The sequence below is a fragment of the Marivita sp. genome (assembly GCF_048006345.1).
Lineage (GTDB): Bacteria > Pseudomonadota > Alphaproteobacteria > Rhodobacterales > Rhodobacteraceae > Marivita.
The window spans coordinates 1,379,181-1,403,338 of sequence record NZ_CP180351.1; the positions used below are offsets into that span (position 1 = coordinate 1,379,181).

Below are 24,158 nucleotides of genomic sequence, written 5' to 3' on the forward strand. Positions count from 1 at the left end.
TGGATCTCATGGAACCCGCACTTCCCGCGGCAGATGCCGCCTTCTGGATCACCGCTGCCGCCATTCTTGGTCTTCTGGTCCTGTCGGCCTTTTTCAGTGGCTCGGAAACCGCGCTGACCGCCGCGTCACGGGGCAAATTGCGGACAATGTCCGACAAGGGGTCCAAAGGTGCGGATCGCGCGCTCCGGATCACCGAGGACAATGAACGCCTGATCGGGTCGGTCCTTCTGGGCAACAACCTTGTCAACATCCTAGCCACATCGCTGGCGACGGCGCTGTTCACGCGGCTTTTCGGCGAATCCGGTGTGGCGCTGGCAACGCTGGTGATGACGGTGCTGGTGTTGGTCTTTGCCGAGGTGCTGCCCAAGACCTACGCCATCACCAATCCCGAAACCGCCGCGAGCCGTGTGTCGCCGGTGATTCAGCTGGTCATCACGGTCTTTTCCCCCATCGTCAGCGCGGTCCGGGTTCTGGTGCGGGGCGTGTTGAGCATCTTCGGTGTCAAGACCGACCCTGACAGCCACATCCTTGCCGTGCGCGAGGAAATCGCCGGAGCCCTGCAACTGGGCCATTCCGAGGGTGTGGTCGAAAAGGAAGACCGCGACCGTATTCTGGGTGCGCTGGACCTCAGCGAACGCACCGTGGAAGAAATCATGCTTCACCGGTCGGGCATCGAGATGATCGACGCCGACAATGATCCGCAGGACATCCTGCGCCAATGTCTGGAGTCGAACCACACCCGACTGCCTGTGTTCCGGGGCGACCCGGAGAACATCATCGGGGTGGTGCATGCCAAGGACCTGTTCCGCGCCATGTACCGCTTCATGCAGGAAAGCGACAAACCCGCCGAGGCGATGAGCAGTTTCAAATTCGCCGACGTGGCGATGAAGCCATACTTCATCCCCGACAGTACATCGCTTGACGACCAGATGCGCCAGTTTCTGCGCCGGCGTACGCATTTTGCGCTGGTGGTGGATGAGTACGGGGCCTTGCAGGGGCTGATCACGCTTGAGGATATTCTCGAAGAAATCGTGGGCGAGATCACCGACGAGTTCGACCCGGATGGCGCGCATGCCGTCAAGCGCAGCGACGATGGCAATTACTGGATCGACGGCTCGACGACGATCCGCGACCTCAACCGGGCGCTGGATTGGACGCTGCCCGACGAAGAGGCCAACACCGTTGCAGGCCTTGTGATCCACGAGGCACAAATGATCCCGACCATCGGGCAGGTCTTCAGCTTCCATGGTTTCCGCTTTGAAGTGGTGGCACGCGAGAACAACCGCATCACGGCGCTCAAGATCAGGCCATTGGCGGCAGAGTGACCCAAGGTGCTGCAAACGCGCAGGCGCGTTTGGCGTTTCCGTTGACGGAAACGCATTGGGGGGTCGTCCATTGATGCGCCATTGGTTCAAGCCCTATGGACGACGCCCCCGCCCGCCTTCGGCGGCCTCCCCCAAAGTATTTAGAAACCAGAGAAGATCAGGCGCGCAGCCTTGTTCCCTCGGGGTCGAAAGGTGGTCGGTCAAGGATCACAGCCCGATGTGGGCGGCCCAGAACCATCACCTCGACCTCTTCACCGGGTCTGCCGTGTTTGACGAATGCAAGCGCCAGCGACTGGCCGACATGGTACCCGTAGGCCCCTGAACTGACCCGCCCGATGCCGACACCATCCTTGAAGATCGGCTCGCCGCCAGTGGCATCGGCGTTGGACGCTTCCGTATCCTCGGCATTCAGCGCCAAAAGCACCATGGTTTCGCGCGCGGGTTTTGTCATGTTGGCCAATGCCGCGGCGCTGTTCAGATAGGGTGTGTCGCTGCGGCACAGGCGGTCCAGCCCGCATTCCTGCGGCCAGTATTCGGGGCTGTATTCCCGGCCCCATGATCCGTAGCCCTTTTCCATACGCAGGCTCATCAAGGCACGGCTGCCCACCGGGGCTGCGCCGAACTCGACACCGGTTTCAAGAAGGGCTGTGTAGAGCGTCTGCTGATCCTCGGCGCGGCAATGCAGCTCCCAGCCCAGATCGCCGGTAAAGGACACGCGCAGGGCCATCACCGTCACGCCTGCAATCTCGATCCAGCCAGAACGCATGAACGGCCAGTCTGCCGTGTCGAGCGACGTGTTCGTCAGATGTTGGATCAGATCGCGGGATTTTGGCCCCGCCACGTTGAAGCCACACCACTCATTGGTCAGGCTTTCGAAGAGAGTGCCGTCAGGCAGCGGCACCGCGTCGTAGAAGCGTTTCTGGTAACGCTCGGCCATGCCGGAGCTGATGATCCAGAATTCGTCTTCGGCCAGCTTTGTGACCGTCGCATCCCCCGCGATGCCGCCGCGTTTGCCGATCAGCGGCGTTAGGCAGGACCGCCCGACCTCTTGCGGCATCCGGTTGGCGAAGACGGCATTGAGCCAAGCCTCGGCCCCCGGCCCTGTCACGCGGTACTTGGCGAAGTTCGAAATGTCGATGATCCCGGCTTTGTCCCGAAGCGTGCGGGCCTCCTGCCCCACCACATCCCACCACGGTTGGCGGGTGAAGCCTGCGCTGTCCGCCACGTTTTTGGAATAGTACAGCGGGTGTTCCCAACCGTAGTTCAGGCCGAACACCGCGCCCATGTCTTTTTGCATCTCGTAGACCGGGCGCGTCCGCACGGGACGACCAGCCGCGCGTTCCTCACCGGGGAAGTGGATTTTGAACCGATGCGCGTACTGGTCGCCCACCCGCGCCTTGGTGAATTTGGCATCCGCCCAATCGCCAAAGCGCGCGATGTCCCAGGCGAACATATCGTACTGCATCTCGCCTTCGATGATCCATTGCGCCACCATCAGGCCCATACCGCCGGATTGCGAAAACCCCGGAATGATGCCGTTGCAGCAGAAATAGCCCGGTTTTTCGGGCACCGGACCCAGCAGCACATTGCTGTCCGGCGACCAGATCATCGGGCCGTTGATCACCCGCTTGATCCCGGCTGTGCCCACGGCGGGCACGCGGTCGATCGCGCGCATCATGTTGGGTTCGATCCGTTCCAGGTCATCGGCAAAGAGTTCATGCCCGAAGCCCTGCGGCGTGCCATCCTCGGCCCAGAAGCGCACGTCTTTTTCATAGGCTCCGACCAGCAGGCCCTTGCCCTCCTGCCGCAGGTAGTATTCGCCGTCCCGGTCTGCGACCGAGGGCAGACGGCGGTCCATTGCTTCGATCTCTGCGATGGCCTCGGTCACGAAGTACTGATGTTCGGTGGGCAAAAGCGGCAGTTTGATCCCTGCAAGCGCAGCCACCTCACGGCCCCAGAGACCAGCCGCGTTGATCACCCAATCCGTACGGATGTCGCCTTTGGGCGTCCGGACGATCCATGTGCCGTCGGTTTGCTGCTCGGTCGCTGTGACAGGAGTGAACCGGTGGATCTCGGCCCCCTGCTGGCGCGCGCCTGCGGCATAGGCGGCGGTCACGCCCGACGGGTCCACATTGCCGCCGTCGGGTTCATACATGATGCAGCGGATGCCGTCGAAGTTCACCAGCGGGTGCAGCGCCTCGGCCTGGGCGCGGCTGACCTCGTGGAAGTTCATGCCGTAGAGCTTGGCCTTGGCTGCTTGCAGGCGCAGTTGGTGTTCGCGAGCTTCGGTCTGGGCAAGGTAAAGCGATCCGGGCTGGAACACGCCGCAGCTTTGGCCGGTCTCGGCCTCAAGCTGGTTGTAGAGGCTCATCGTATAGTGCTGGATCCGGCTGATGTTCGTGCTGTCATGCAGCCCGTGAATGTTGGCCGCGGCATGCCATGTGCTGCCACTGGTCAGCTCATCGCGTTCCAAGAGCACGACATCGGTCCAGCCCAATTTTACCAAATGGTATAAAATCGAACAGCCGATGACGCCGCCTCCGATGACAACGGCTTGAGCGTGGGTTTTCATGGGTCACCTTGGATGTCGTTTTAGGGCAGCCTGCGGCCTATCAGCTCGCGCCACTCGTCCAAACCCGACATATCCCGTCGCAGTATGGTCATCTAGACCAGCTCGGGACGGCGGTGCGATGCCAGTAGCAATGGATAGGAAGATCGGCAACCATGGAGGTGAATTTCAGACAGGAGTCGGACATGGCGAACCTCAAGGCACGGCTGCGCGATACGGAGGACAGGATGCTGTTCTACGTCTGCACGATACCTTCCGCTGTGGTCAGTCAGGCTGTCGCCGCAGCAGGAGCAGATGCGGTCATCATCGATATGGAACATGGCGCGCTGGACCACGCCAGCGTACATGCCATGATCGCCGCCACTGCTGGAACAAAATGCGCCCCGCTGGTCAGGGTGGCCGAGAATGACACCACGCAAGTCAAGCGGATGCTGGACCTTGGGGCCGAAGGCATCGTGTTCCCGTTGGTCCGTACCGTTGATGATGCACGCCGCGCGGTGGCATCCCTGCGCTATCCGCCCAACGGCACACGCGGCTTTGGTCCTTTCATCGCCCAGTCCCGCTGGGGATCTTCAATGCCGACCTTCGCAGCGGATACCGAAGACAAGTTGGTCTGTTGTCTGCTGATCGAAACCGCCGAGGCTATCGAAAACATCGATAACATTCTTGCAGTCGAGGGCGTCGATTGTGCGGTAACAGCGCTGTTCGACCTGACCGTCGACCTAGGCGTCATGGGACAGTTCACCCATCCCAAATTGCTGGAAGCAATCGGCAAAATCGAAGAGGCGGCGCGTAAGAACAATGTCCCGCTGATCAGCAACATAACCTCGTCTGAACATGCAAAAGAGCTTTTCGCCAAGGGGTATCGCGGGATCGGCGGGTTCGATGTTCTGGCACTTCGGGCAAATGCCACGGACCTTTGCAAACTGTTGGACTGACAATCGAGGATGCCGGGCCGCTTGCGACATGAGGTGTCGGTAACGGACAGGCTTGGCGCAGTACTGCACAACAGATTTGCGACAAACGTTCAGAGGGGCTCGAAATGAAAACCACCACTCGTGTCTGTGTCATTGGCGGCGGCGTCGTCGGAGTGTCCGTTCTCTATCACCTGACCAAGCTCGGCTGGTCGGACGTGATGCTGGTAGAACGGTCCGAGCTGACCTCGGGGAGCACCTGGCACGCGGCGGGCGGGTTTCACACGCTGAATGGCGACACCAATATGGCCGCGCTGCAGGGCTATACGATCCGGCTGTACAAGGAACTCGAAGAGATCACCGGCATGTCCTGCGGGCTGCACCATGTGGGCGGCATCACGCTGGCCGACAACCGCGACCGGTTCGACATGCTGCTCGCCGAACGGGCCAAGCACCGCTACATGGGATTGGATACACAGATCGTCGGGCCGGAGGAGATCGCGAAGATCGCGCCGATCACCAATCTGGAGGGTATCCTTGGCGCCTTGTACGATCCGCTCGATGGGCACCTTGATCCGTCGGGTACAACCCATGCCTATGCCAAGGCCGCGCGGATGGGTGGGGCCACCATCGAAACCCATGTGATGGTGCAGGAAACCACGCAGCGCCCGGACGGGACATGGAACGTCGTGACCGACAAGGGCACCATCCATGCCGAACACGTGGTCAATGCGGGTGGTCTTTGGGCGCGCGAAGTGGGCGCGATGGCGGGCGTTTACCTGCCGCTGCATCCGATGGAACACCAGTACATCGTCACCGACGAGATCGCGGAGATTTACGAACGGGACAGCGAGCATCCGCATGTGATGGACCCGGCGGGCGAGTCCTATCTGCGTCAGGAGGGGCGCGGGCTCTGCATCGGGTTCTACGAACAGCCCTGCCGGCCCTGGGCGGTGAATGGCACGCCGTGGACCTTTGGGCATGAGTTGTTGCCCGACGATTTCGACAAGATCGAGGACAGCATCGCCTTTGCCTACAAGCGCTTCCCGGTGCTGGAACGCGCGGGCGTCAAATCGGTGATCCATGGGCCGTTCACCTTTGCGCCGGACGGCAACCCGCTGGTTGGCCCGGTGCCAGGACTGCGCAATTACTGGTCGGCCTGCGGTGTCATGGCGGGCTTCAGCCAGGGTGGCGGGGTCGGCCTGATGCTGGCGCAGTGGATGATCGAAGGGGAATGTGAGCGCGATGTGTCGGCGATGGATGTTGCGCGGTTTGGGGATTGGATCAGCCCCGGCTACACCCTGCCCAAGGTGATCGAAAACTACCAGAAACGCTTTTCCGTCAGCTACCCGAACGAAGAGCTGCCCGCCGCGCGGCCCAACCGCACGACGATGATGTATGACATCTTCGACGACATGGGCGCGGTCTGGGGCGCGCAGTTCGGGCTGGAGGTGGTCAACTATTTCGCAGAAGGGGATGAAGCGCGGTATGAAACCCCGTCTTTCCGCCGCTCGAACGCATGGGAGGCCACTGCGCGCGAGGTGAAGGCCGTCCGTGAAGCTGTTGGAATCAATGAGGTTCAGAACTTCGGCAAGTACGAAGTGACGGGGCCGAACGCGCGCGAGTGGCTCGACCGCGTTATGGCAGGTCGGGTGCCGAAACCGGGGCGGTTGTCGCTCACGCCTATGCTGTCGCACAAAGGCCGGCTGATCGGAGATTTCACCATCTCGTGCCTGTCGGACACCCATTTCCAACTCACTGCCAGCTACGGCGCGCAGGCCTATCACATGCGCTGGTTTGAACAGAACGCTACCGAGGGCGTCACCGTCCGCAACGTGTCGGATCAGCTCACCGGGTTCCAGATCGCGGGGCCGAATGCCCGCAAGGTGCTGGAGGCTGTCACACGCGATGCGACGGACCTCAAGTTCATGGATGTACGTCCGATGACCGTCGGCATGACGCCCTGCCTTGTGCAGCGGGTCAGCTATACGGCTGGTCTGGGGTACGAGATCTACTGCGAACCAGTGGCGCAGCGGCAGTTATGGCACACGCTGTGGACGGCCGGTCAGGAGTTTGGCATGCGCCCCTTCGGCATGCGCGCGATGATGTCGCTGCGGCTGGACAAGTTCTTTGGGTCTTGGCTGTCTGAGTTTTCGCCGGATTACACACCCGGAGAGACCGGACTGGACCGCTTTATCGCGTGGTCAAAGAATGCCGATTTCATCGGACGGGTCGCCGCTGAGGCCGAACGCGCCAATCCGCCGGACCGGGTGCTGTGCGCATTTGAGGTGGCCGTAAACGATGCCGATGTGAACGCCTATGAGCCGATCTGGATCGATGGGGCTGTGCAGGGCTTCTGCACGTCGGGCGGCTATTCGCACCATGCGGGCAAATCCATCGCACTGGCCCTGATCCCCCGCAGCTATGCACAGGACGGTCAAAAAGCGCAGATCGAGATATTGGGCGAGATGTGTGACGCGACGCTCATCACCACTCCCCTCTACGACGCTGACGGGGCGCAAATGCGCGGCTAGACTGAGGGCATGACCCAGATAACACTTGTGATTCCCGCAGCCGGGGCCAGCCGCCGGATGGGCGACCGTGACAAATTGCTGGAACCTGTGGACGGAAACCCCCTTTTGCGCGGCGTTGCAGAACGGGCTTTGACGGTGAGCGGGGATGTGATCGTCACCCTGCCCTCGCTCACCCATCCGCGCGCGGGCGTCTTGGAGGGTTTGTCGGTTCGGCAAATCCCGGTGCCCGATGCAACAGATGGCATGTCCGCCTCTTTACGGCGCGCCGGAGCCTTGGTGCCGGACACGGCTGAAGGTGTGATGATCTTGCCAGCCGACATGCCCGACCTCACGGAAGACGATCTGCGCCATGTTATACAGGCGTTCAGCGATGCCAGCGGCGCGTTTCTGGTTCAGGCGACTGGCGCCGATGGCACGCCGGGTCACCCGGTCGTTTTTCCCACAGACCTGATGCCGGAGTTCCAGAACCTGACCGGAGACGCGGGTGCGCGGGCGATCCTGCAGGCCAACCGCCACCGTTTGATCCGTGTCGCTCTACCCGGCGAAAACGCGCTGACCGATCTGGATACGCCCGACGCGTGGACGGTTTGGCGGGCAAACAACCCTGACCGGTGATTGTGGATAAGTTTGCGGACAAAAAAATGGGACGGCTCTCCCCAACCGTCCCATTCTGTCCAATCGCTGCCACTTTCGGGCGCAATCGGCTATAAATTCGCCGATACTTTAGTCGGTGAGCAAGACACTACTCAAGAAACACTTCAAAGCAAGTCAAAAATGACCGTTTTGTGACCAAGCACTTCGATGACCACCGGATCGCTGACGTCAGGGAACGCGCCATTCTCCAGTCCAGTTGTCGTCCGCGCTAAAAACAGCGCGTCTGTGCGGATCGATCAACTGCATGAGTTCAATCGATTCGATTTGGCAGATCAGCACCGTGAACCAGTCGCGACTGGCGAGCTTGGTGTATGCATGGGCATTTGGGATCGGAGTGCCGGGCTTCGGGGATGCGCCGTAAGCGATGCGCGAACCATCTGGCACGTTTTGCCAGCGATCACCGACATCCTCGCCTTGATGAATGGACACGCGTGTGGATAACCTCAGTTGCAGTTTGGCTTTTTCATCCCAGACCATCAGTTGAGCGCGAGGGTTGGCACACAGCGACGTGACCTTGTCCGACCCACCGTCGGTGTGGACTTCGACGGTGCCATCGCGTCGGCTGGCCCCCCGCAGAACAACCGTGCGAGCTTCGGGCGCACCTTCAGGCGATACGGTGGCAAAGACCGGGTGGCGCGCAGCAGCATGCCGGTCCACCACGCCGCGCGTCAGGCGTTGCCAGCCGAGGTCGAGAAAGGCGGCAAGGTCTTGCGGGTCACTCATAGCCTGTCATCTCCAGATAGCCGCGCCCCGTATGAGAGCCTTGGACGGTGACCGGCCCTTCCCAATAGGGAATGGACACCGCCATCCAGGCATCGGGGTTCAGAGCGGTGACGGTGACGTCGATGCCCTTGTCAGGTAGTTGCACCGCCCATTCCGTTGGCACCTCTCGCCCGGCAACGTCGTGCCAGGTCACAGGCTGCGCCGCGAAGGCCCCGTCAGGATAGGCCGTTGTCATGCCATCCGGCGCGATCCATGTGGCCGAGGAGAACGACGTGCCATCGTCCTCGCGCAGCAGGAAGCCCATCAACTTGTCTCCGCTTTCGAAGGAGAGCGAGAACCAGTCCCAGCCCGATTGGCTGTCCGCCAAGGGTTGCGACGACCATTCCCGGTCGAGCCATGCCGACCCAGTGACAGGCACGTCGCCTGTTGGCAGGGTCAGTGTGCCCGTCACCTCGTAAAACGGTTGAGAGTAATAATAGCTGGCCTGCCCTTGCGCTGACTTGACCGAAAACCCACCCTCGCCGTGAAAGACCAGTGGCCCATTGGCTTGCAAGCTAAGGTCATAGGCAAAGGCTTGACCACGCGCGGTCAAGCGCAGGTCGTCGAAGGACGGTCCTGCCATCTGCCAATCGTCGATCCATGCTGCAAAAGGCTCCACCGTGACACCCGCCTGCCCGATCCCGCCGCGTGCGATGCGTTCGGCCACAAGATGCCTGTCGGGCGTGGTAACGGCAGCATGGGCGAACCAGACCTGCGGATCGGACCAGCCCTCGCGTGTTTCGGGTGCCAAGGCAGACCGGAACAACGTCCACTGGATGCCATAGGCGGTGCCGTCGGGCCCGGTGAGGTTGGCGGTCAGATACCACCATTCGATCCGGTAGTCGGGATGCGCGCCATGATCCTGCGGGAAATCGAACACCGGGTTGGGTGTCGGAACGGCAAAGCCATCGGCATCGGTGCCCAGCCCTGCAAATCCCTGCGCGGCTACCTGAAGCGGCAGCCACAGAATCAAGAGAAGCGCCCTAGCGATCATTGGCGAACACCTTGAGCAGAGCCGATGGCGGCGTGCGCGCCAACCGGATGGCCGGCCAGAGCGCGGCCAGCGCCGCCGCGAGCAGTGCGAACAGGGTCAGCAGCGCATAATGGCCGGGGAAGAGATAAATCGGGAGTTTCCAGCCAAATGCCTCGACATTGACATAGGAGAGCAGCACCCAAGCCAGCATCAACCCGAGCGGAATTGCCAGAAGGGTTGTGACCATCGCAAGCACCACGGCGCGGATCAGTTCAAGTTGCCCCAGTTTGCGCCGGGTCAGCCCCAAAGCCCAAACAGGGGCAAGCTGCGGCACCCGGATCGACGCAAGGGTGAGTAGGCTCATCAGGATGGCGAATGCGGCGACCGCGAGTGTGAGAATGTTCAAAGCGCCCGTGACCGTGAAGGTGCGTTCGAACACGCCCAAAGAGAACGCCTTGATCCGCGACTGATCGGTGATGGCGGTTTCGGGCAAACCGTATTCTGCCGTCAACCTGTCACGCAGCGCGGTCGGATCGTCTGTGCGCACCCCGAAAGAGGTCGCCACAAGATCCGGATACAGGTCGCGGAACACAGTTTCCGAAATCAGCGCCTGTCCCAGCGGGTTGCCGTAATCGGCCACGATGGCGGCAATCGGCAAAATCAGGTTTGACGAGATGACCAAGCGGTCCCCGGTCCAAACATCCGCACGACGGGCCAGTTGCTCACTGACCACAACTGCGCGACCGTCCTCAACCCGATCCCAGACATTGGGCGTGTCCTCAAGAAACAGCCAGTTTTCTCTGTAGGTCGGACCCACGCGGACACCGAACAGGTCGGTGGGCACGCCAGCGATCTCGGTCTCGGTCGACAGGAGCGGCAGAACCTCGCGGGCCTCAGACAGCAAGATCGCTTCGACTTCCAGACTCTGCGCCTCGTCTTCCACACGGATGAACAGTTCGGGTGCCAGCCGTTGATCAAGGAAATCGACAAAGGTCACACGAAAGCTCGACACCATCGTGGACACGCCCACATTCGCCGCCGTTGCCAGCAAGAGCGCCATCAAGGCGAGGCTCAACCCCGGCACCTGTTGGCGCGTGTCGGCCCAGAACCATTGCCACATCGCAGAGCGCGCGCGCTGGTTTGCGAACCAGACCGCCCCACGCAGCAAGAGCGGCAGGATCAGAGCGGCACCGATCAACAGGCAGGCCAAGAGCGCGAAAGCAAGGGTCAGGCCCCGCCCCCAGATCGCGATAGCGCCGCCCACGACAAAGAGCAGCGCCGCCAACGCGCCAAGCCGCCAAGCGGTTTCCCCCGAGGCGACAGCCCAGGCCCGTGGCCGCGCACTGGCCAGTATCGGCATCTTCGCAATCTTCCAAAGTGCGCCTGCGGCAGCTAAACCGGTGCCGACAACCGCGATTGCCATACCCGAAAGCCACCATTCGGACCGCAATTGCAACGTGCCCGCAACCGACGCGCCATAAAGCCCCTGAAGGGTCGCGGCCACGTTTGGCAAAAGAACGGCTGCGATCACGTATCCCAGAGCCACCCCAATGGCGCCAGCCAGCAGCGCGAACACCACCAACTCCGAAATTATCAACCCAATCAGTACATTGAGCGGCACTCCTAAAGCGCGGAGCGTGCGGACCATGCTGCGGCGCTGTTCAAAGGCGAGGCTGATGGTGCCGTGTACGATGAAGATGCCAACGGCAAAACTGAGCAAACCGAAGGCGGTCAGGTTCAGGTGAAAGCTGTCTGTCAGCCGGTTTGCGCCCGTATCCTGCGCTGGCTGGCGGACAAGGCTGGGCGCAACCTCTGCCAAAGAAGGCAGACCAATCGGTTGTGACTGTGCGATGATGAGGCGGCTGAGCGTGCCCTCTGCTGACAGGAGGGTCTGCGCCACACCGATATCCGACAGCGCGACACCCGGCGCGATGCTTGGGTCGGCGATGACCCGCTGTGACACCGTCCCTTCAAGCGCCTTTGCCACATCCGGTGCTGCGAACAGAACGCCCCGCGTCAGGAAATCGTCGAGGTTGGAGTCATCCTGCATCCCCACGGGCGCGATGGTGCCCGGTGCGGTCAGTGGATCGAGGCCGACCAGACGCACGCTGCCCGCCTCAACGCGCAACCGGCCCTCAATCACGGGCGATACCTGCCACCCGGCACGGCGCAGCGCGATATAGGTGGATTGGTCAATCCTCTCGCCAGTTCGGAGCAAAAGCTGGTCGAACTGCCCTTCACCCAAAGTGGCCGCTGCCGCGTCATAGCTCGCGCGCGCCTCGGCATTGATGGCTTGCACACCAGACCACAGCGCGGTTGCCAAAGCCAGCCCTGCAATCATTGCAAAGAATTGCAACCGGTTGCAGCGCCAATGGGACAAAAGGGCTGTCAGCGCGGTTGGGATCACACCACGTGTCCCTGGCTGAGGTTCACATGGCGGCTCATCCGGCGCGCCACGCTTTGGGAATGGGTGACGATCAACAAAGCCGCGCCGGTTTCGCGTACAAGGCGCAGCATTTGCCCCAGCACTTCGGATGAGGTGGCTTCGTCGAGATTGCCGGTCGGTTCATCCGCAAGCACAAGCTTGGGCCGGGCCGTCAAGGTACGGGCGATGGCGACGCGCTGTTGTTGACCGCCAGACAGGGCCTCGGGGTATTTGTTCAGATGTTCGGTCAGGCCAAGCGCCTTGGACAGCCGCGCCGCTTGGTCGGCATCAAAGGCACCTGCCAGGCGCGCCTGAAACGCGATATTCGCTTCGACCGTCAGCGACGGGATGAGATTGAACTGCTGAAAGATCACACCCACGTCGGACCGCCGAAGTGCGGCCCTGTCAGTGTCGTTCATCGTGGTGATCTCGCGACCGCCGACGGTGATAGACCCGCTGTCGACGCGGTCCAGCCCCCCGATGAGATGCAGAAGCGTGCTTTTGCCCGAGCCGGACTCTCCGGTCAGGGCAAGTGTTTCCCCACGCTCAAGCGACAACGACACACCGCGCAGCACGGGCGCGTCCCCATCCGCTGCGGGAAAGGATTTGGTCACGTCTTTGACAGTCAACACCATGTGCCTGAGCTATCACGCGGTACGGAAAGGAAAAGCCCGGACGTATAAAAAGCACCGCCGCACTTTGCCGCGTGTGATTGCGGTGCTACCTCGGGTGCCATGAGTGCGTTTATCCTATCACCAGAAACGGTCTGGAATCCCAAAGCGCTTGAGACCGGATCGGTCCCACGCAAGGTGCTTCATCGCATCGCGTTCCTGCCCAAGGGCGGTGGCGCGGCGCTGTCTGCGCGGGTGATTATCGAGAACGAGCCGCTGCGCTATTTCATTGCCTTGTCGCCCTTCGTGGTCGCCATGTTCATCTGGCGCGATCTGGCCTTACCGATTTCGCAGGCTCCGGTGGCGATGATCATCGTGATCGGCTTTTTCGAGATGAAGGTGCTGCGGGTCTCGGCCGAAAAGCGCAAGACGCTGATGGACGAGGACGAGGCTGCACGAGCGCTGGATACATTGAATTTCCGCGCGCGGCGGGTGCTGACCAAGCTGGCCGCGCTGCGGGGGCAGACCAGCGGCGAATTGATGCTGGTGGTCGAGCAGTCAGAACTGGCGCATATCACCCCCCTGACACTCGTGTCGGTGCAGACCCGCGAGGGCAAGCCGCGCATCCTGCCTTTGGCGCCGGAGGAACGGGATTTGATTTCGGCTGAGCTTTTTGATTCCGAGTTCACCGAACGGATGCTGCACAGGGCGAACCTGCGCGAAGACGTGTTTTTGCGATTCGTAAGCTTTGATGCGCGGGGCGTCTCGGGTCATGCCCGGTTGGCGGCCTTGCTGGACGGACCCGCACCGCAGGAGGCCCCGGCATGAGCGTGAACGCGCAGACCGTTTCCGCAGGCGATGCATTGGAAGTGTTGCAAGCAGCTTGGGAGGCGCAGCGCAGCGGTGCACTGACCGCATTGTGGATGCTGCATGGCAAGCCCGGTGTGGGCAAAACGCAGCTTGTCCAGACGCTTGCAACCCAGATCGGTGCGCAGCTTTACGATATCCGGCTGACAACGATTGAACCGCAGGATCTGCGCGGCCTGCCCTATTACGATCACGAAACCCGCAAAACGCTGTGGTATCGGCCCGAGGATTTGCCAGATCAGCCAGACGTGCCTGCTGTGCTGTTTCTGGACGAGTTGACCGCAGCCTCGCCCTATCTGCAGCCCACGGTTTACGGGTTGCTGCAAGAACGGCGCGTCGGGCGACATACCCTGCCCGACAGCGTATTCATCGTCGCTGCGGGCAACACGGTCGAAGACGGCGCTGTAGCCTACGAGATGGGCACGGCCCTGTCGGACCGATTGGTACATCTTCATGTGACCGCCAACGCCAAGGACTGGCTTGAGAGATATGCGGTAGATCACTCTCTGCACCTGGCGGTCACGGCCTTCCTGCGGTCGCGACCTGATCTGCTGGACACCACCGAGGACAGCTTGCGGCGTGGTGAGATGATCGCCTGCACGCCCCGGTCGTGGGAACGGGTGAGCCAGATCATGCAGGCGGTGACCGACCGCCGTATTCGGGGCACGATGGTGGCGGGAACCATCGGCGTGGCCCCGGCTGCCGAGTTTGCCCGCGTGGCGGATGAACTGGATGCGATGGTGACGGTGCAGGACATGCTCGCCACCCCGCGTGGACAGCGGATGGACCTATATCCCGAATCTCTGAACGGGCTGGTCGGGCTGATCTATGGGTTGGTTGCCCAGACCGATGCCGACACGATCCGCGATGTGATTGACGTGATGGCGGATATGCGCACGCTGAAATCCGAACAAGTGCAGGCGCTGCCCTTGGGCGAATTATCGAGCTTTGGATTCGAGCTCTTGATCCGCAAAGCGCTGGCGCAGGGTCTGCACGAGGCGTTCCGGGGATCGGAGGCTTACGCCGATTATGCCAAGGCGCGGGCCGAGGTCGGGGCGCTGTAGTCCGGTGTCAGGGCAACACAGCCGACGCGCGCGAATGGCTTTGGCCCAGATGGGTGACGTGGACCCGGCAATAGCCGCGCTGGCGCTTTGGTGCACGCATCGAGACCATGATGGAACGACGGAAACCGATGGAGAGACAATATATTACGGGCCGTCCTTCACGCAACTATCGCCACCCGAACAGATCGGTCTTGCGGCGCATCATGTGCTGCATGTCGCACTCCGCCATTCCGCGCGTCAGGCGGACATGGCGGCACGACTGGGGCGCAGGTTCAAGCACAAGCTTTACACGCTGGCGGCAGATGCCATGGTCAACGAGGCGCTGCTGGCGGGGGGACATGCGCTGCCCCGTCCCGCCGTCCGCGCAAAAGAGCTGATTGACCTGCTGCCGGGCCTCGATACGGTCGCGCCAAACATCCTGACCGAGTGGGACACCGACCGTCTGTACCACGCACTTGCGGCACCGTTGGACGGCGACCCGTCTCAGGTGAACCCGGCGGTCGAAGATTACATGCTCAAACGTCGGTTCGCACCGGATCTGTCCAGCAAAGGATCGTTTGAAACCGAAAGCGATGTGTGGGCCACACGGGCCGAACAGGCTTTGGAGTTGGGACGCTCGGCAGGTGTCGGCATCGGTCCTGCTTTGATCCGGTTCGGGGACCTGCCGAACTCCGCTGTCCCTTGGGAACGGCATTTGCGGCGTCTGTTGCTCAAGGCCGTCAGTGACGTCCCGCGCCTGTCCTATAAACGCCCTGCCGCACGCTGGGTTGCGCAAGAAGCTTTGGCTCGTGCGGCAGGCGCCCCATCCCCTGCATTTCAGGCCGGATTGGCCCGCGACCAGCGCCGCCCACGGATCGTGATCGCCCTCGACACGTCAAGTTCGGTGACCGACACGCAATTGGACCTCTTCGCGGCCGAAGTCCTTGGCATCCGGCGGCGCAGCGAAGCTGAGTTGCACCTTTGGGGGTTCGACACAACGCTGCACAGCCAGACACGGCTCGAAAGCGCCGATGCGTTGCAGCAACTTCAGATCCGACGCGGCGGAGGGACAGATTTCGCGCCCGTGTTCGACATGTGCCGCAGGTTCGATTCGTCGCTGTTGATCGTCCTGACCGACCTTGATGCGCCATTGCCTCCGGCCCCGCGACATGAGGTGATCTGGGCCGTCCCCTCGCCGGTGCCCCGGCCTCCGGCTTACGGAGCATTGATCCTCATGACACGATAGCGCGGGAGCGGCTGCCAAAACCTTTGCCGGACAGACCATATAGGCGTAGCGTGATCCCAGAGCGACCCAAAGCGACGGAGGAGACCATGACCATGCGCAGCTTTCGCTACGGCCTCGCCCTGTTTCTGACGGTCCTGTCTGGCGCCGCCACTGCGCAGGACGGCAATGTCACAATGGGACAGCAGATCGCCGAGGAATATTGCGTGGCCTGTCACGTGATCGACCGCGGCGGCCCCTTCAAACTGGAGCCTCCCAGCTTTGCTGCCATCGCGGTCTATCGGTCGGCCGAGCAGATCCGAGCACGGATTGAGCAACCGATTCATGCCGCTATGCCGCGCTACACCCAGTACATGATCGGCGGCAATATCGACGACATGGTCGCCTATATCACCTCGCTCGAGGATTGAGCGGATACAGCAATCACCAAGACGCCGCTTTGACGGCGCGCTTCATGTAACCGAGATGGAAACGACGCGGCATATGCGTCAGACCAGCGAGTGACCCTTGATTGAAAACCTTAAATTGCCGACTTACGAGAGTTATGATGACATGCTGGCCTGTGGCGCCTGGACCGCAGGTCTGGACGACCTCAATACGCATCTGGCCAACACGCTGTCACTTTGGGGGCAGCACGTTGAACTCAATGGCAACCTTTTCTATGCGCATCGAGATCCGGACTATCAGCACAAGGGTCTTCTCGAACGGTTCGATGGCAAGCGGAGGAACCTGTTTTGGCTCGCCCGCCAATCGGCGCATCTGTTCGAAGTTGGCGTGAACGGCGGTCACAGCCTTTACCTTGCTCTGTCAGCGAACCCGACTCTGCGCGTGACCGGGGTGGATATCTGCAAGCAGCTGTCCCCGACCTGGGCGCGTGTCGACATCTATGTGCCTGCGGCCTTTGCCTGGTTGAGACATGCCTTCCCCGGGCGTTGCCGTTTTATCACCGGGAACTCGCTGGTCGAACTGCCGAAATACGCGGACGAAAACCCGTCCGAGACCATTGACCTTCTGCATCTGGACGGGTCGAAAGACACGCATCTGCGCGAATTTCTGGCGTTGAAGCCGTTGATGCCAAAAGGCGCATTTCTGTTGCAGGACGACACGAACATGGGGCCTGTTCGCATGTCCATGCGCCAAATCCTTCAGCTTGGTCTGGCGGAAAGAGTTGATGCCGATCACCCCAGCCTGCTGGATTTGCCCGGCCACAAGGTTCTTCTCGTGACGTGACGCGACACGGTTGAAAAGGTCTTATGAGGTGGTGCCCAAGGCGAGACTCGAACTCGCACGCTGTTGCCAGCGGGGGATTTTGAATCCCCTGCGTCTACCATTCCGCCACTTGGGCCTCGCGCAATCCCTACCCAAGCTCATTCTCCTCGTCCAGCGCAAAAATGCATGTCAAAGCTGTGGACTTGACCCGTCCAGCCGTGCGTGGTCTTAGCCAGACAACCCGCATTCGGAGCCATCATGCTGCAGCGCCTGTACCAGTGGACCATGTCCTTGGCCGACCATCCCCGCGCCCTTTGGGTGCTTGCGGTTGTGGCCTTTGTCGAAAGCTCAGTTTTTCCGATTCCGCCTGACGTTTTGATGATTCCGATGATCCTTGCGCGGCCGTCGCGGGCGTGGCTGATCGCGTTGGTGGCCACCGTGTCGTCGGTGCTGGGTGGCATGCTGGGCTATGCAATTGGGTATTTCTTCTTCGAAACACTCGGAGAGCCGATCCTCAGCGCCTTGGGCAAGGCCGATGCGATGGCGGCGTTCAACGACCGCTTCAACGGGGTTGGCTTCTGGGCGGTGCTGATCGCAGGTGTGACCCCGTTCCCCTACAAGGTCATCACCATCATGTCCGGCTGGACGGCGATGCCGCTGACCACTTTCGTTGTCACATCCGTGATCGCGCGGGCCTTGCGGTTTTTTGTCGTAGCGGGTTTGTTGCGGGCGTTTGGAGAGCCGGTTCGGCACTTCATCGAAAAGCGACTGGGGCTGATGTTCACGCTCTTCGTCGTGCTCTTGCTCGGAGGGTTTTACGTGGTGAAGTTCCTATGACGGTGAACCGTCGGATGCTGATGCTTTTGGCTGCCGGAGGGTCTCTGGCGCTGATGCTGGGTGCCTTTGCGTTTCAGTACATTGGCGGTTTGCCACCCTGCAAGCTCTGCATCTGGCAGCGTTATCCGCATGTGGTCGCCATTGCTCTTGGTGCGGTCGCGTTGCGGTTCGGCAATGCCGCAGTAGCATGGCTTGGCGCTTTGGCCGCGTTCGCCACTGCTGCGGTCGGCGCCTATCACACAGGGGTCGAGCGCGGCTGGTGGGAGGGTCCGACCACGTGCACATCCGGGCCCATCGGCGGCCTGTCCACGGACGAGCTTTTCGATCAGATCATGAACGCGCCGCTGGTGCGTTGTGACGAGGTGCCGTGGGAAATGTTCGGACTGTCGATGGCCAGCTGGAACATGGTCATTTCGCTTGTGCTGATGGGTCTGTGGATCGCGGCGGCGCGCAGGCCCGCCTAAGCGCCGCTTTTCCGGGTCGACAGCAAAAGAGACGTTTCCGACTGGGACACCCCGTCGAATTTGCGGATGCGGGACAGCACGTCGTCCAGCGCCTCCAGAGTTTCGGTCCCCAGTTCGGCAATCACGTCCCACCGCCCATTGGTGGAATGGAGCGCCCGCACCTGCGGCAGACTGGTCAGCTGACGGATCACCCGGTCGGTCCCACGCCCTTCGATCCCGATCATCATCAGGGCGCGCACCGGGTCGCGGGATACGTCCTCTTTCAACACCACGGTGAAGCCAACTACATCACCCGATGCTTGCAAGCGGTCCAGCCGAGACCGAACGGTGGCGCGGGACAGGTTGAGTGTTGTCGCAAGGTCAGACACAGATGCGCGGCCATTGTGGCGGAGCATCGAGATGAGCCTCTTGTCCGTGCTGTCCATTTTGATCCTTCCGTCCAACATTATGATAAATAGTATCTCGGATTGATCACTTTGACCAGTTTTAGATCACCCGAACTGCGCCCTATATCCCACTCAAGCAACATGAGGACAGGATTGATGCAGTCACAGAACATCGTATTGGTCGGCGCACCCTTGGATTGCGGCAAGGCCCGCAAAGGCTGTCTGATGGGCCCCGATGCCTACCGCACCGCAGGGATCGCCCGCGCCATGACCGCCTTGGGACACAGCGTGACCGATCTTGGCAATGTCGCGCCGGATGCCAATGACATTCCCGAACGTGACGGTCTCGTAAACCTGTCGGAAACCATCGGTTGGACCACGGCGCTGATGCGCACGGCGCAGGATGCCATGCAGCAGGGTTTGCCGATTTTCATGGGCGGCGACCACGCTCTGTCGCTCGGTACAGTGCCGGGTGTTGCGGCGCATGCCGCGCAAGAGGGGCGTCCGCAATTCGTGCTCTGGCTGGATGCGCATAGCGATTTCAACACGTTGGAAACGACGACCTCCGGCAACCTGCATGGCACACCACTAGCCTATGCAACGGGCCAAAGCGGCTTTGATGGCTTCCCCGCCCTGCCCGCTATTGTTCCCCCCAGAAACACCTGCATCATCGGGCTGCGCTCCGTCGATCTGCCCGAGCGTGAGCTGATGGCAGGCACCGGCGTGCGCGGCTACGACATGCGCGCCATCGACGAATCCGGTGTGGCGGCGTTGCTGAAGCCGTTCCTCGCAGATGTGGCCAAGGCGAGCGGCGCGCTGCATGTATCGCTGGATGTGGATTTCATCGACCCGGCTTACGCCCCTGCCGTGGGCACGACCGTGCCCGGTGGCGCTACGGTGCGCGAGGCGCATTTGGTGATGGAAATGCTCTGCGACAGCGGGCTGATGACCTCGCTTGATCTGGTAGAACTGAACCCGATGCTCGACGAGCGGGGACGCACGGCGCAGTTGATGGTCGACCTTGCCGCGTCCGCGTTGGGGCGTCGCATCTTCGACCGTCCGACACCGCGGATGATCTGAGGTCATGGCCATGCAACCGTCCGCCAAGGCTTTGGTGCCGTTCGTCTCGGTCGATCACATGATGCAGCTGGTGCATCGCGTTGGCCTGTCCAACATGCTCCGCCGCATCGCAGACGCCATCGAGGAGGACTTCCGCCGCTGGGAATTGTTCGACAAGACGCCCCGTGTCGCGGCGCACAGCCCTGTGGGTGTGATTGAACTCATGCCGACGGCAGACGATGCGCTCTATGCGTTCAAGTACGTGAACGGGCATCCCAAGAACACGTCCGAAGGGCTGCAGACCGTCACGGCTTTCGGGCTGCTCGCGGATATGGATACGGGCTATCCGGTTCTGCTGTCCGAGATGACCCTGCTTACGGCGCTGCGCACGGCGGCGATGTCGGCAGTGGCGGCGAAGCACCTTGCGCCCAAGGACGCCAAGACGATGGCGATGATCGGCAATGGCGCGCAGGCGGAATTTCAGAGCATCGCGATGCAGGCCATCTGCGGGATCGACACGGTGCGGCTCTACGACAAGGATCCGGCCGCAACGGTGAAATGTGCGGCGAACCTCGCAGGCACGGGATTGACCGTGGTGTCCTGCCACAGCGCAGAAGCGGCCATCGAAGGGGCGCAGATCCTGACAACCTGCACCGCCGACAAGCAATACGCGACGATCCTGACCGACAACATGGTCGGCAGCGGCGTGCACATCAACGCCATCGGTGGCGACTGTCCGGGCAAGACGGAACTGGCCAGCGCGATCCTGCACCGGTCGTCGATCTTTGTGGAATACCCGCCGCAAACTCGGATCGAAGGAGAGATCCAGCAGTTGGATCCGGATCATCCGGTGACGGAACTTTGGCAGGTCATCACCGGGGCCGTGCCGGGCCGTCGCGATGCGCGGGAGATCACGCTGTTCGACAGCGTGGGGTTTGCGATCGAGGATTTCTCGGCCCTGCGTGTGGTGCATGATTTGACGCGCGAGACTGGGTTGAACCTGCCGCTCGACCTGCTTGCCGATCCGGACAACCCGCGCGACCTTTACGGCATGCTGATGCGCGCCGCTGGGTGACCGGGACGGATTTTCGAAAATCCGTCCCAAGCCCTTTGGAAAGGGCTTGCCCGCCTAGAGGTAATCGGAGCGCTGCAAGCCGTACTTGGCCATCTTTTCGTTCAGCGTGCGGCGCGGCAGGCACAGCTCGTCCATCACCGACGCAATCGACCCGCGATGGCGGCGCATCGTGTTGTCGATCAGCATCCGCTCGAACGCTTCGACATATTCCTTGAGCGGCTTGCCTTCGGTGGTCATCACAGGCTGCATCTCGTCATGGTCTGACATCAGCAACGATGCGATCGTGCCCGTGCCGCGACGCGATTGCAGCACAGCGCGTTCCGCGAGGTTGATCAACTGGCGCACATTGCCGGGCCACGGCGCTTGCAAGAGTTGCGCGGCTTCCTGCGCGCTGACTTGAGGGGCATCGCAGCCATATTCATCCGCGAACTGGTCTGCCAAGGCAGTAAAGAGCGTGAGAATATCCTCACCCCGGTTGCGCAGCGGTGGCGCGGTGATCTTGAGCGCGGCGAGGCGGTAATAGAGGTCCGGGCGCAACGCGTCTTCGCAAGTGCGCCCCTCGTCCTGCAGGTTGCAGATGGCGACGATGCGGGTTTCCGGCGGCGTGCCCTGATCGTTGATCATCGTCAGCAGTCGCGCCTGAGCGGTATCAGACAGCGCCTCGATATCTTCCAGCACCAGCGTCCCACCACGGGCTTCTTCGACAGCCGGCAAACGGGTGTCGTCTGGCATCATCGGGCCGAACAGACGCCGGATCAGCGTGTCCTCGTCCATCGCTGCACAGGAAATCAGAACGAATTTCTTGCCCGCCCGGCTGCCTACGGCGTGCAGCGCATGGGCAACAAGCGTCTTGCCCGTGCCGGTTTCGCCGTCGATCAGCACATGACCATCGGCCTGCCCGAGATCGAGAATGTCCTCGCGCAGTCGCTCCATCGCGGGGCTGGTGCCGATCAGCTTGCGCATCATCTGCGTGCCGTCGCCCAACTCGCGACGAAGCGCCCGGTTGTCGAGCGTCAGGCGGCGCGCGTTGGTGGCCTTCTTGGCAAGGTCCGACATGCGGTCCGGGTTGAACGGCTTTTCCAGAAAGTCGAATGCCCCGATGCGCATCGCTTCGACCGCCATCGGCACATCGCCGTGACCGGTGATCATGATGACCGGCAGCGCGCTGTCCGATCCCATCAATTTGCGGAGGAGCTGAATGCCATCCATGCCCGGCATCTTGATGTCCGAGATCACGATGCCCGGATAATCCGCTCCCAGAGTACCAAGCGCCTCTTCGGCGCTGGCAAAGGTTTCGGTGTCATAGCCCGACAGTGCCAGCCATTGGCTGATCGACTGGCGCATGTCCTTTTCGTCATCGACAATGGCAATCTTCATGGCTTTGCCCATGGGTTCACTCCGCCGCCTGCGTTTGGTCGTTCAAGATCGGTAACTGCATTTCGAAAACCGCCCCGCCTTCTTCGGCGTTGCGGGCCAGCAGCCGTCCTCCTAGGTCGTTGACGATCCCCGAGGAAATGGCAAGCCCCAGCCCCACGCCGTCGCCTGGCTGCTTGGTGGTGTAGAAGGGTTCAAACAGCGCATCGAGGTCTTCGATCCCGTGCCCGTTGTCGCGGATGGTGAGCGTTGCTGTCTCACCGCTGGCAAGGATGATCTCAAGCTGTGGGTCGGACACGGTTTTGGTGGCGTCCAGCGCGTTGCGCAGAAGGTTGATCATCACCTGCTCGATCCGCATTCGGTCGCCCATCACCAGCACTTTGTCCTCGGGCAGGATCTTGGTGATCTTGACCTTCCGTGACTTCAACTGAGGCTCCATCATCGACAGGCTCGAGGCGAGCGCATCGCCCATATTCACAGGGGAAAATGCCTCTTGGCCCTTGCGCGCATAGCTTTTGAGCTGGCGCGTGATGCCCCCCATCCGTTCGATCAAATCATCGATCCGGCTGAACGCCGCCTGCGCCTCTTCGATCCGATTGCGCCGCATCAAAAGCTTGGCTCCGGCCAGATAGGTCTTCATCGCCGCCAAAGGCTGGTTCAATTCATGGCTGACCGCCGCCGACATCTCGCCCAATGCGGCGAGTTTGGAGCTTTGCGCCAGCGTCTGTTCGGCCACCGCAAGCGTTTCTTGCACCCTTTCGCGTTCGGCGATTTCCCGCTGCAGCCTCTGGTTCAATGCGCGAAGCTCTGCCAACTCGCGCTGGAAAAGCGCCATGCGCAGCGCGGTCTTGCGGCTGAGGGCATAGAAGGTAAGCGCCAGCAGAATCGCGAATCCCATGATTTCGAGTGCCAGAACCGCGTTGACCCTCTCGCGGACGCTCGAATAGGTGGTGAAGGATGCCATGTTCCAGCCCCGAAAGGGGATACGGCCTTCAACGCGCATCACCGCCTCGCCTTGGAAATACGCGTCCGCTGGCAAAGCCGTCCAATCCGCCGTGGCCCGGATCGCACGTTCAATGGCGCTGTCGGCGGGCTGGCGTTCCAGGGCGGTTTCGACGGTTTGCCCGCGCCAGCGCGGCTCGGTCGCGAGAATGATCTCGCCCTCGCTGTTGGTGACCAGAACTGCGTCCGAAATTCCTGCCCAGGCGCGTTCGAACTTGGCCAGATCCACTTCGACAACGATCACACCGATGGATTGCCCCTGGCTTTCGATCCGTCGCGAATAGCTGAAATTGTAGCTGCCCACTTCCTGTCGCTGCGAGGTGAAGACAGTGGCATTCGAGCGCAGGGCTTCGACAAAATAGGCCTGGCTGCGGTGCTGCTCGCCCAACCGCTCGCGGCTCGTGGCGGCAACGGTGCGCCCATCCCGGTCAAGCAACATCAGCGAGGCCGCGCCGATTTCGTCCACGAACGAGATCAGGCGCTGAGAGCTTTGCGAGAAATCACCCGAATTGAGCGCCCCGATGAGCGCCGGGTCACGGGCCAGAAGCTGTGGCACAATTGCATTGCGGCGCAGTTCCGAAACAAGGTTGCCGGAGTACAGCGCGAGGCGCAGTTCGGCCCGGTTGCGGGTGCTTTCGGTGAACCGGTCGGTGAGAAAGCGGTTGGTCACGAAAACGGTGGCCACGGCAACAGCCGACAACAGTATCAGCGCAACGCGCACCCGCCATGACAGGGAACCTGTCCGGGTCATGTCTCGCATCACGGAAACGCCTGTTGCCATTGCCATAGAATAGGCAAATCCACACCACCCCTCAAGCGGCGCTGCGTCACG

The 24,158-nt window shown here is 61.6% G+C and carries 21 protein-coding genes and 1 tRNA gene; 13 read left to right on the top strand and 9 right to left on the bottom strand.

What is annotated here, in order from left to right:
- Positions 1–8: 8 nt before the first annotated feature.
- Positions 9–1,325, top strand: coding sequence for an HlyC/CorC family transporter (locus tag ACMVPR_RS06820; RefSeq protein ID WP_292269239.1), 1,317 nt, complete (start codon positions 9–11; stop codon positions 1,323–1,325).
- Between the two features lie 157 nt (positions 1,326–1,482).
- Here the strand turns inward: ACMVPR_RS06820 and ACMVPR_RS06825 are convergent, their stop codons facing one another.
- Positions 1,483–3,897, bottom strand: a complete 2,415-nt coding sequence (locus tag ACMVPR_RS06825) for a GcvT family protein (RefSeq protein WP_416882231.1) — start codon at positions 3,895–3,897, stop codon at positions 1,483–1,485.
- Positions 3,898–4,079: 182 nt separating this feature from the next.
- On the opposite strand from ACMVPR_RS06825, the gene ACMVPR_RS06830 reads away from it, so the two are divergent.
- The 3 genes from ACMVPR_RS06830 to ACMVPR_RS06840 all read left to right on the top strand — a co-directional run bounded on the left by ACMVPR_RS06830 (position 4,080) and on the right by ACMVPR_RS06840 (position 7,957).
- Complete coding sequence (locus ACMVPR_RS06830; RefSeq protein ID WP_416882232.1) at positions 4,080–4,832, top strand: HpcH/HpaI aldolase family protein; 753 nt, start codon at positions 4,080–4,082, stop codon at positions 4,830–4,832.
- Between the two features lie 104 nt (positions 4,833–4,936).
- Complete coding sequence (locus ACMVPR_RS06835) at positions 4,937–7,342, top strand: GcvT family protein (protein ID WP_416882233.1); 2,406 nt, start codon at positions 4,937–4,939, stop codon at positions 7,340–7,342.
- A gap of 9 nt (positions 7,343–7,351) precedes the next feature.
- Positions 7,352–7,957: a nucleotidyltransferase family protein gene (locus tag ACMVPR_RS06840; RefSeq protein WP_416882234.1), complete on the top strand. Its 606-nt coding sequence runs from the start codon at positions 7,352–7,354 to the stop codon at positions 7,955–7,957.
- Between the two features lie 207 nt (positions 7,958–8,164).
- Here the strand turns inward: ACMVPR_RS06840 and ACMVPR_RS06845 are convergent, their stop codons facing one another.
- From ACMVPR_RS06845 to ACMVPR_RS06860, 4 genes are read right to left on the bottom strand one after another with little or no spacing between them, the layout of a single operon-like run.
- Positions 8,165–8,719, bottom strand: coding sequence for a pyridoxamine 5'-phosphate oxidase family protein (locus ACMVPR_RS06845; RefSeq protein ID WP_416882235.1), 555 nt, complete (start codon positions 8,717–8,719; stop codon positions 8,165–8,167).
- Positions 8,712–9,752 (bottom strand): lipocalin-like domain-containing protein, encoded by a 1,041-nt coding sequence (locus ACMVPR_RS06850; protein ID WP_416882236.1) that lies wholly within the window; start codon positions 9,750–9,752, stop codon positions 8,712–8,714. Before ACMVPR_RS06850 ends, ACMVPR_RS06845 begins: the two co-directional genes overlap by 8 nt.
- Positions 9,742–12,138, bottom strand: a complete 2,397-nt coding sequence (locus ACMVPR_RS06855; RefSeq protein WP_416882237.1) for an ABC transporter permease — start codon at positions 12,136–12,138, stop codon at positions 9,742–9,744. The genes ACMVPR_RS06850 and ACMVPR_RS06855 overlap by 11 nt, the downstream gene beginning before the upstream one ends.
- Positions 12,135–12,791, bottom strand: coding sequence for an ABC transporter ATP-binding protein (locus ACMVPR_RS06860; RefSeq protein ID WP_416882238.1), 657 nt, complete (start codon positions 12,789–12,791; stop codon positions 12,135–12,137). Before ACMVPR_RS06860 ends, ACMVPR_RS06855 begins: the two co-directional genes overlap by 4 nt.
- A gap of 99 nt (positions 12,792–12,890) precedes the next feature.
- Here ACMVPR_RS06860 and ACMVPR_RS06865 point away from each other — a divergent pair, with 99 nt between their 5' ends.
- The 5 genes from ACMVPR_RS06865 to ACMVPR_RS06885 all read left to right on the top strand — a co-directional run bounded on the left by ACMVPR_RS06865 (position 12,891) and on the right by ACMVPR_RS06885 (position 17,150).
- A complete protein-coding gene (locus ACMVPR_RS06865; protein ID WP_416882239.1) occupies positions 12,891–13,595 on the top strand; it encodes a hypothetical protein in 705 nt (234 codons plus the stop codon).
- On the top strand, positions 13,592–14,698 hold the full coding sequence (locus tag ACMVPR_RS06870) for an AAA family ATPase (RefSeq protein WP_416882240.1): 1,107 nt from the start codon (positions 13,592–13,594) through the stop codon (positions 14,696–14,698). The genes ACMVPR_RS06865 and ACMVPR_RS06870 overlap by 4 nt, the downstream gene beginning before the upstream one ends.
- A complete protein-coding gene (locus ACMVPR_RS06875) occupies positions 14,664–15,923 on the top strand; it encodes a DUF2201 family putative metallopeptidase (RefSeq protein WP_416882241.1) in 1,260 nt (419 codons plus the stop codon). The genes ACMVPR_RS06870 and ACMVPR_RS06875 overlap by 35 nt, the downstream gene beginning before the upstream one ends.
- 86 nt (positions 15,924–16,009) lie before the next feature.
- A complete protein-coding gene (locus ACMVPR_RS06880; RefSeq protein WP_416882242.1) occupies positions 16,010–16,330 on the top strand; it encodes a c-type cytochrome in 321 nt (106 codons plus the stop codon).
- 97 nt (positions 16,331–16,427) lie between these two features.
- On the top strand, positions 16,428–17,150 hold the full coding sequence (locus tag ACMVPR_RS06885) for a class I SAM-dependent methyltransferase (RefSeq protein WP_416882243.1): 723 nt from the start codon (positions 16,428–16,430) through the stop codon (positions 17,148–17,150).
- A 29-nt stretch (positions 17,151–17,179) separates the two neighbouring features.
- Here the strand turns inward: ACMVPR_RS06885 and ACMVPR_RS06890 are convergent.
- Positions 17,180–17,265, bottom strand: a tRNA-Leu gene (locus ACMVPR_RS06890).
- A gap of 122 nt (positions 17,266–17,387) precedes the next feature.
- Here ACMVPR_RS06890 and ACMVPR_RS06895 point away from each other — a divergent pair.
- Together ACMVPR_RS06895 and ACMVPR_RS06900 are read left to right on the top strand one after the other, a co-directional pair.
- Positions 17,388–17,966, top strand: a complete 579-nt coding sequence (locus ACMVPR_RS06895; RefSeq protein ID WP_300588930.1) for a YqaA family protein — start codon at positions 17,388–17,390, stop codon at positions 17,964–17,966.
- Positions 17,963–18,430, top strand: coding sequence for a disulfide bond formation protein B (locus ACMVPR_RS06900; RefSeq protein WP_300588932.1), 468 nt, complete (start codon positions 17,963–17,965; stop codon positions 18,428–18,430). Before ACMVPR_RS06895 ends, ACMVPR_RS06900 begins: the two co-directional genes overlap by 4 nt.
- On the opposite strand, the gene ACMVPR_RS06905 is transcribed toward ACMVPR_RS06900, so the two are convergent.
- Positions 18,427–18,855 (bottom strand): Lrp/AsnC family transcriptional regulator, encoded by a 429-nt coding sequence (locus tag ACMVPR_RS06905; RefSeq protein WP_416882244.1) that lies wholly within the window; start codon positions 18,853–18,855, stop codon positions 18,427–18,429. The two genes, ACMVPR_RS06900 and ACMVPR_RS06905, sit on opposite strands and share 4 nt — an antisense overlap.
- 117 nt (positions 18,856–18,972) lie before the next feature.
- Here ACMVPR_RS06905 and rocF point away from each other — a divergent pair, with 117 nt between their 5' ends.
- Positions 18,973–19,896: an arginase gene (gene rocF / locus ACMVPR_RS06910; RefSeq protein WP_416882245.1), complete on the top strand. Its 924-nt coding sequence runs from the start codon at positions 18,973–18,975 to the stop codon at positions 19,894–19,896.
- Between the two features lie 4 nt (positions 19,897–19,900).
- On the top strand, positions 19,901–20,950 hold the full coding sequence (locus ACMVPR_RS06915; protein WP_416882246.1) for an ornithine cyclodeaminase: 1,050 nt from the start codon (positions 19,901–19,903) through the stop codon (positions 20,948–20,950).
- A 54-nt stretch (positions 20,951–21,004) separates the two neighbouring features.
- Here ACMVPR_RS06915 and ACMVPR_RS06920 read toward each other — a convergent pair whose 3' ends face one another.
- Together ACMVPR_RS06920 and ACMVPR_RS06925 are read right to left on the bottom strand one after the other, a co-directional pair.
- Positions 21,005–22,339 carry a sigma-54-dependent transcriptional regulator gene (locus ACMVPR_RS06920; RefSeq protein ID WP_416882247.1) on the bottom strand — a complete coding sequence of 445 codons (1,335 nt, stop codon included), beginning with the start codon at positions 22,337–22,339 and terminating at the stop codon, positions 21,005–21,007.
- A gap of 4 nt (positions 22,340–22,343) precedes the next feature.
- Positions 22,344–24,077: a sensor histidine kinase gene (locus ACMVPR_RS06925; protein WP_416882248.1), complete on the bottom strand. Its 1,734-nt coding sequence runs from the start codon at positions 24,075–24,077 to the stop codon at positions 22,344–22,346.
- Positions 24,078–24,158 lie beyond the last annotated feature (81 nt).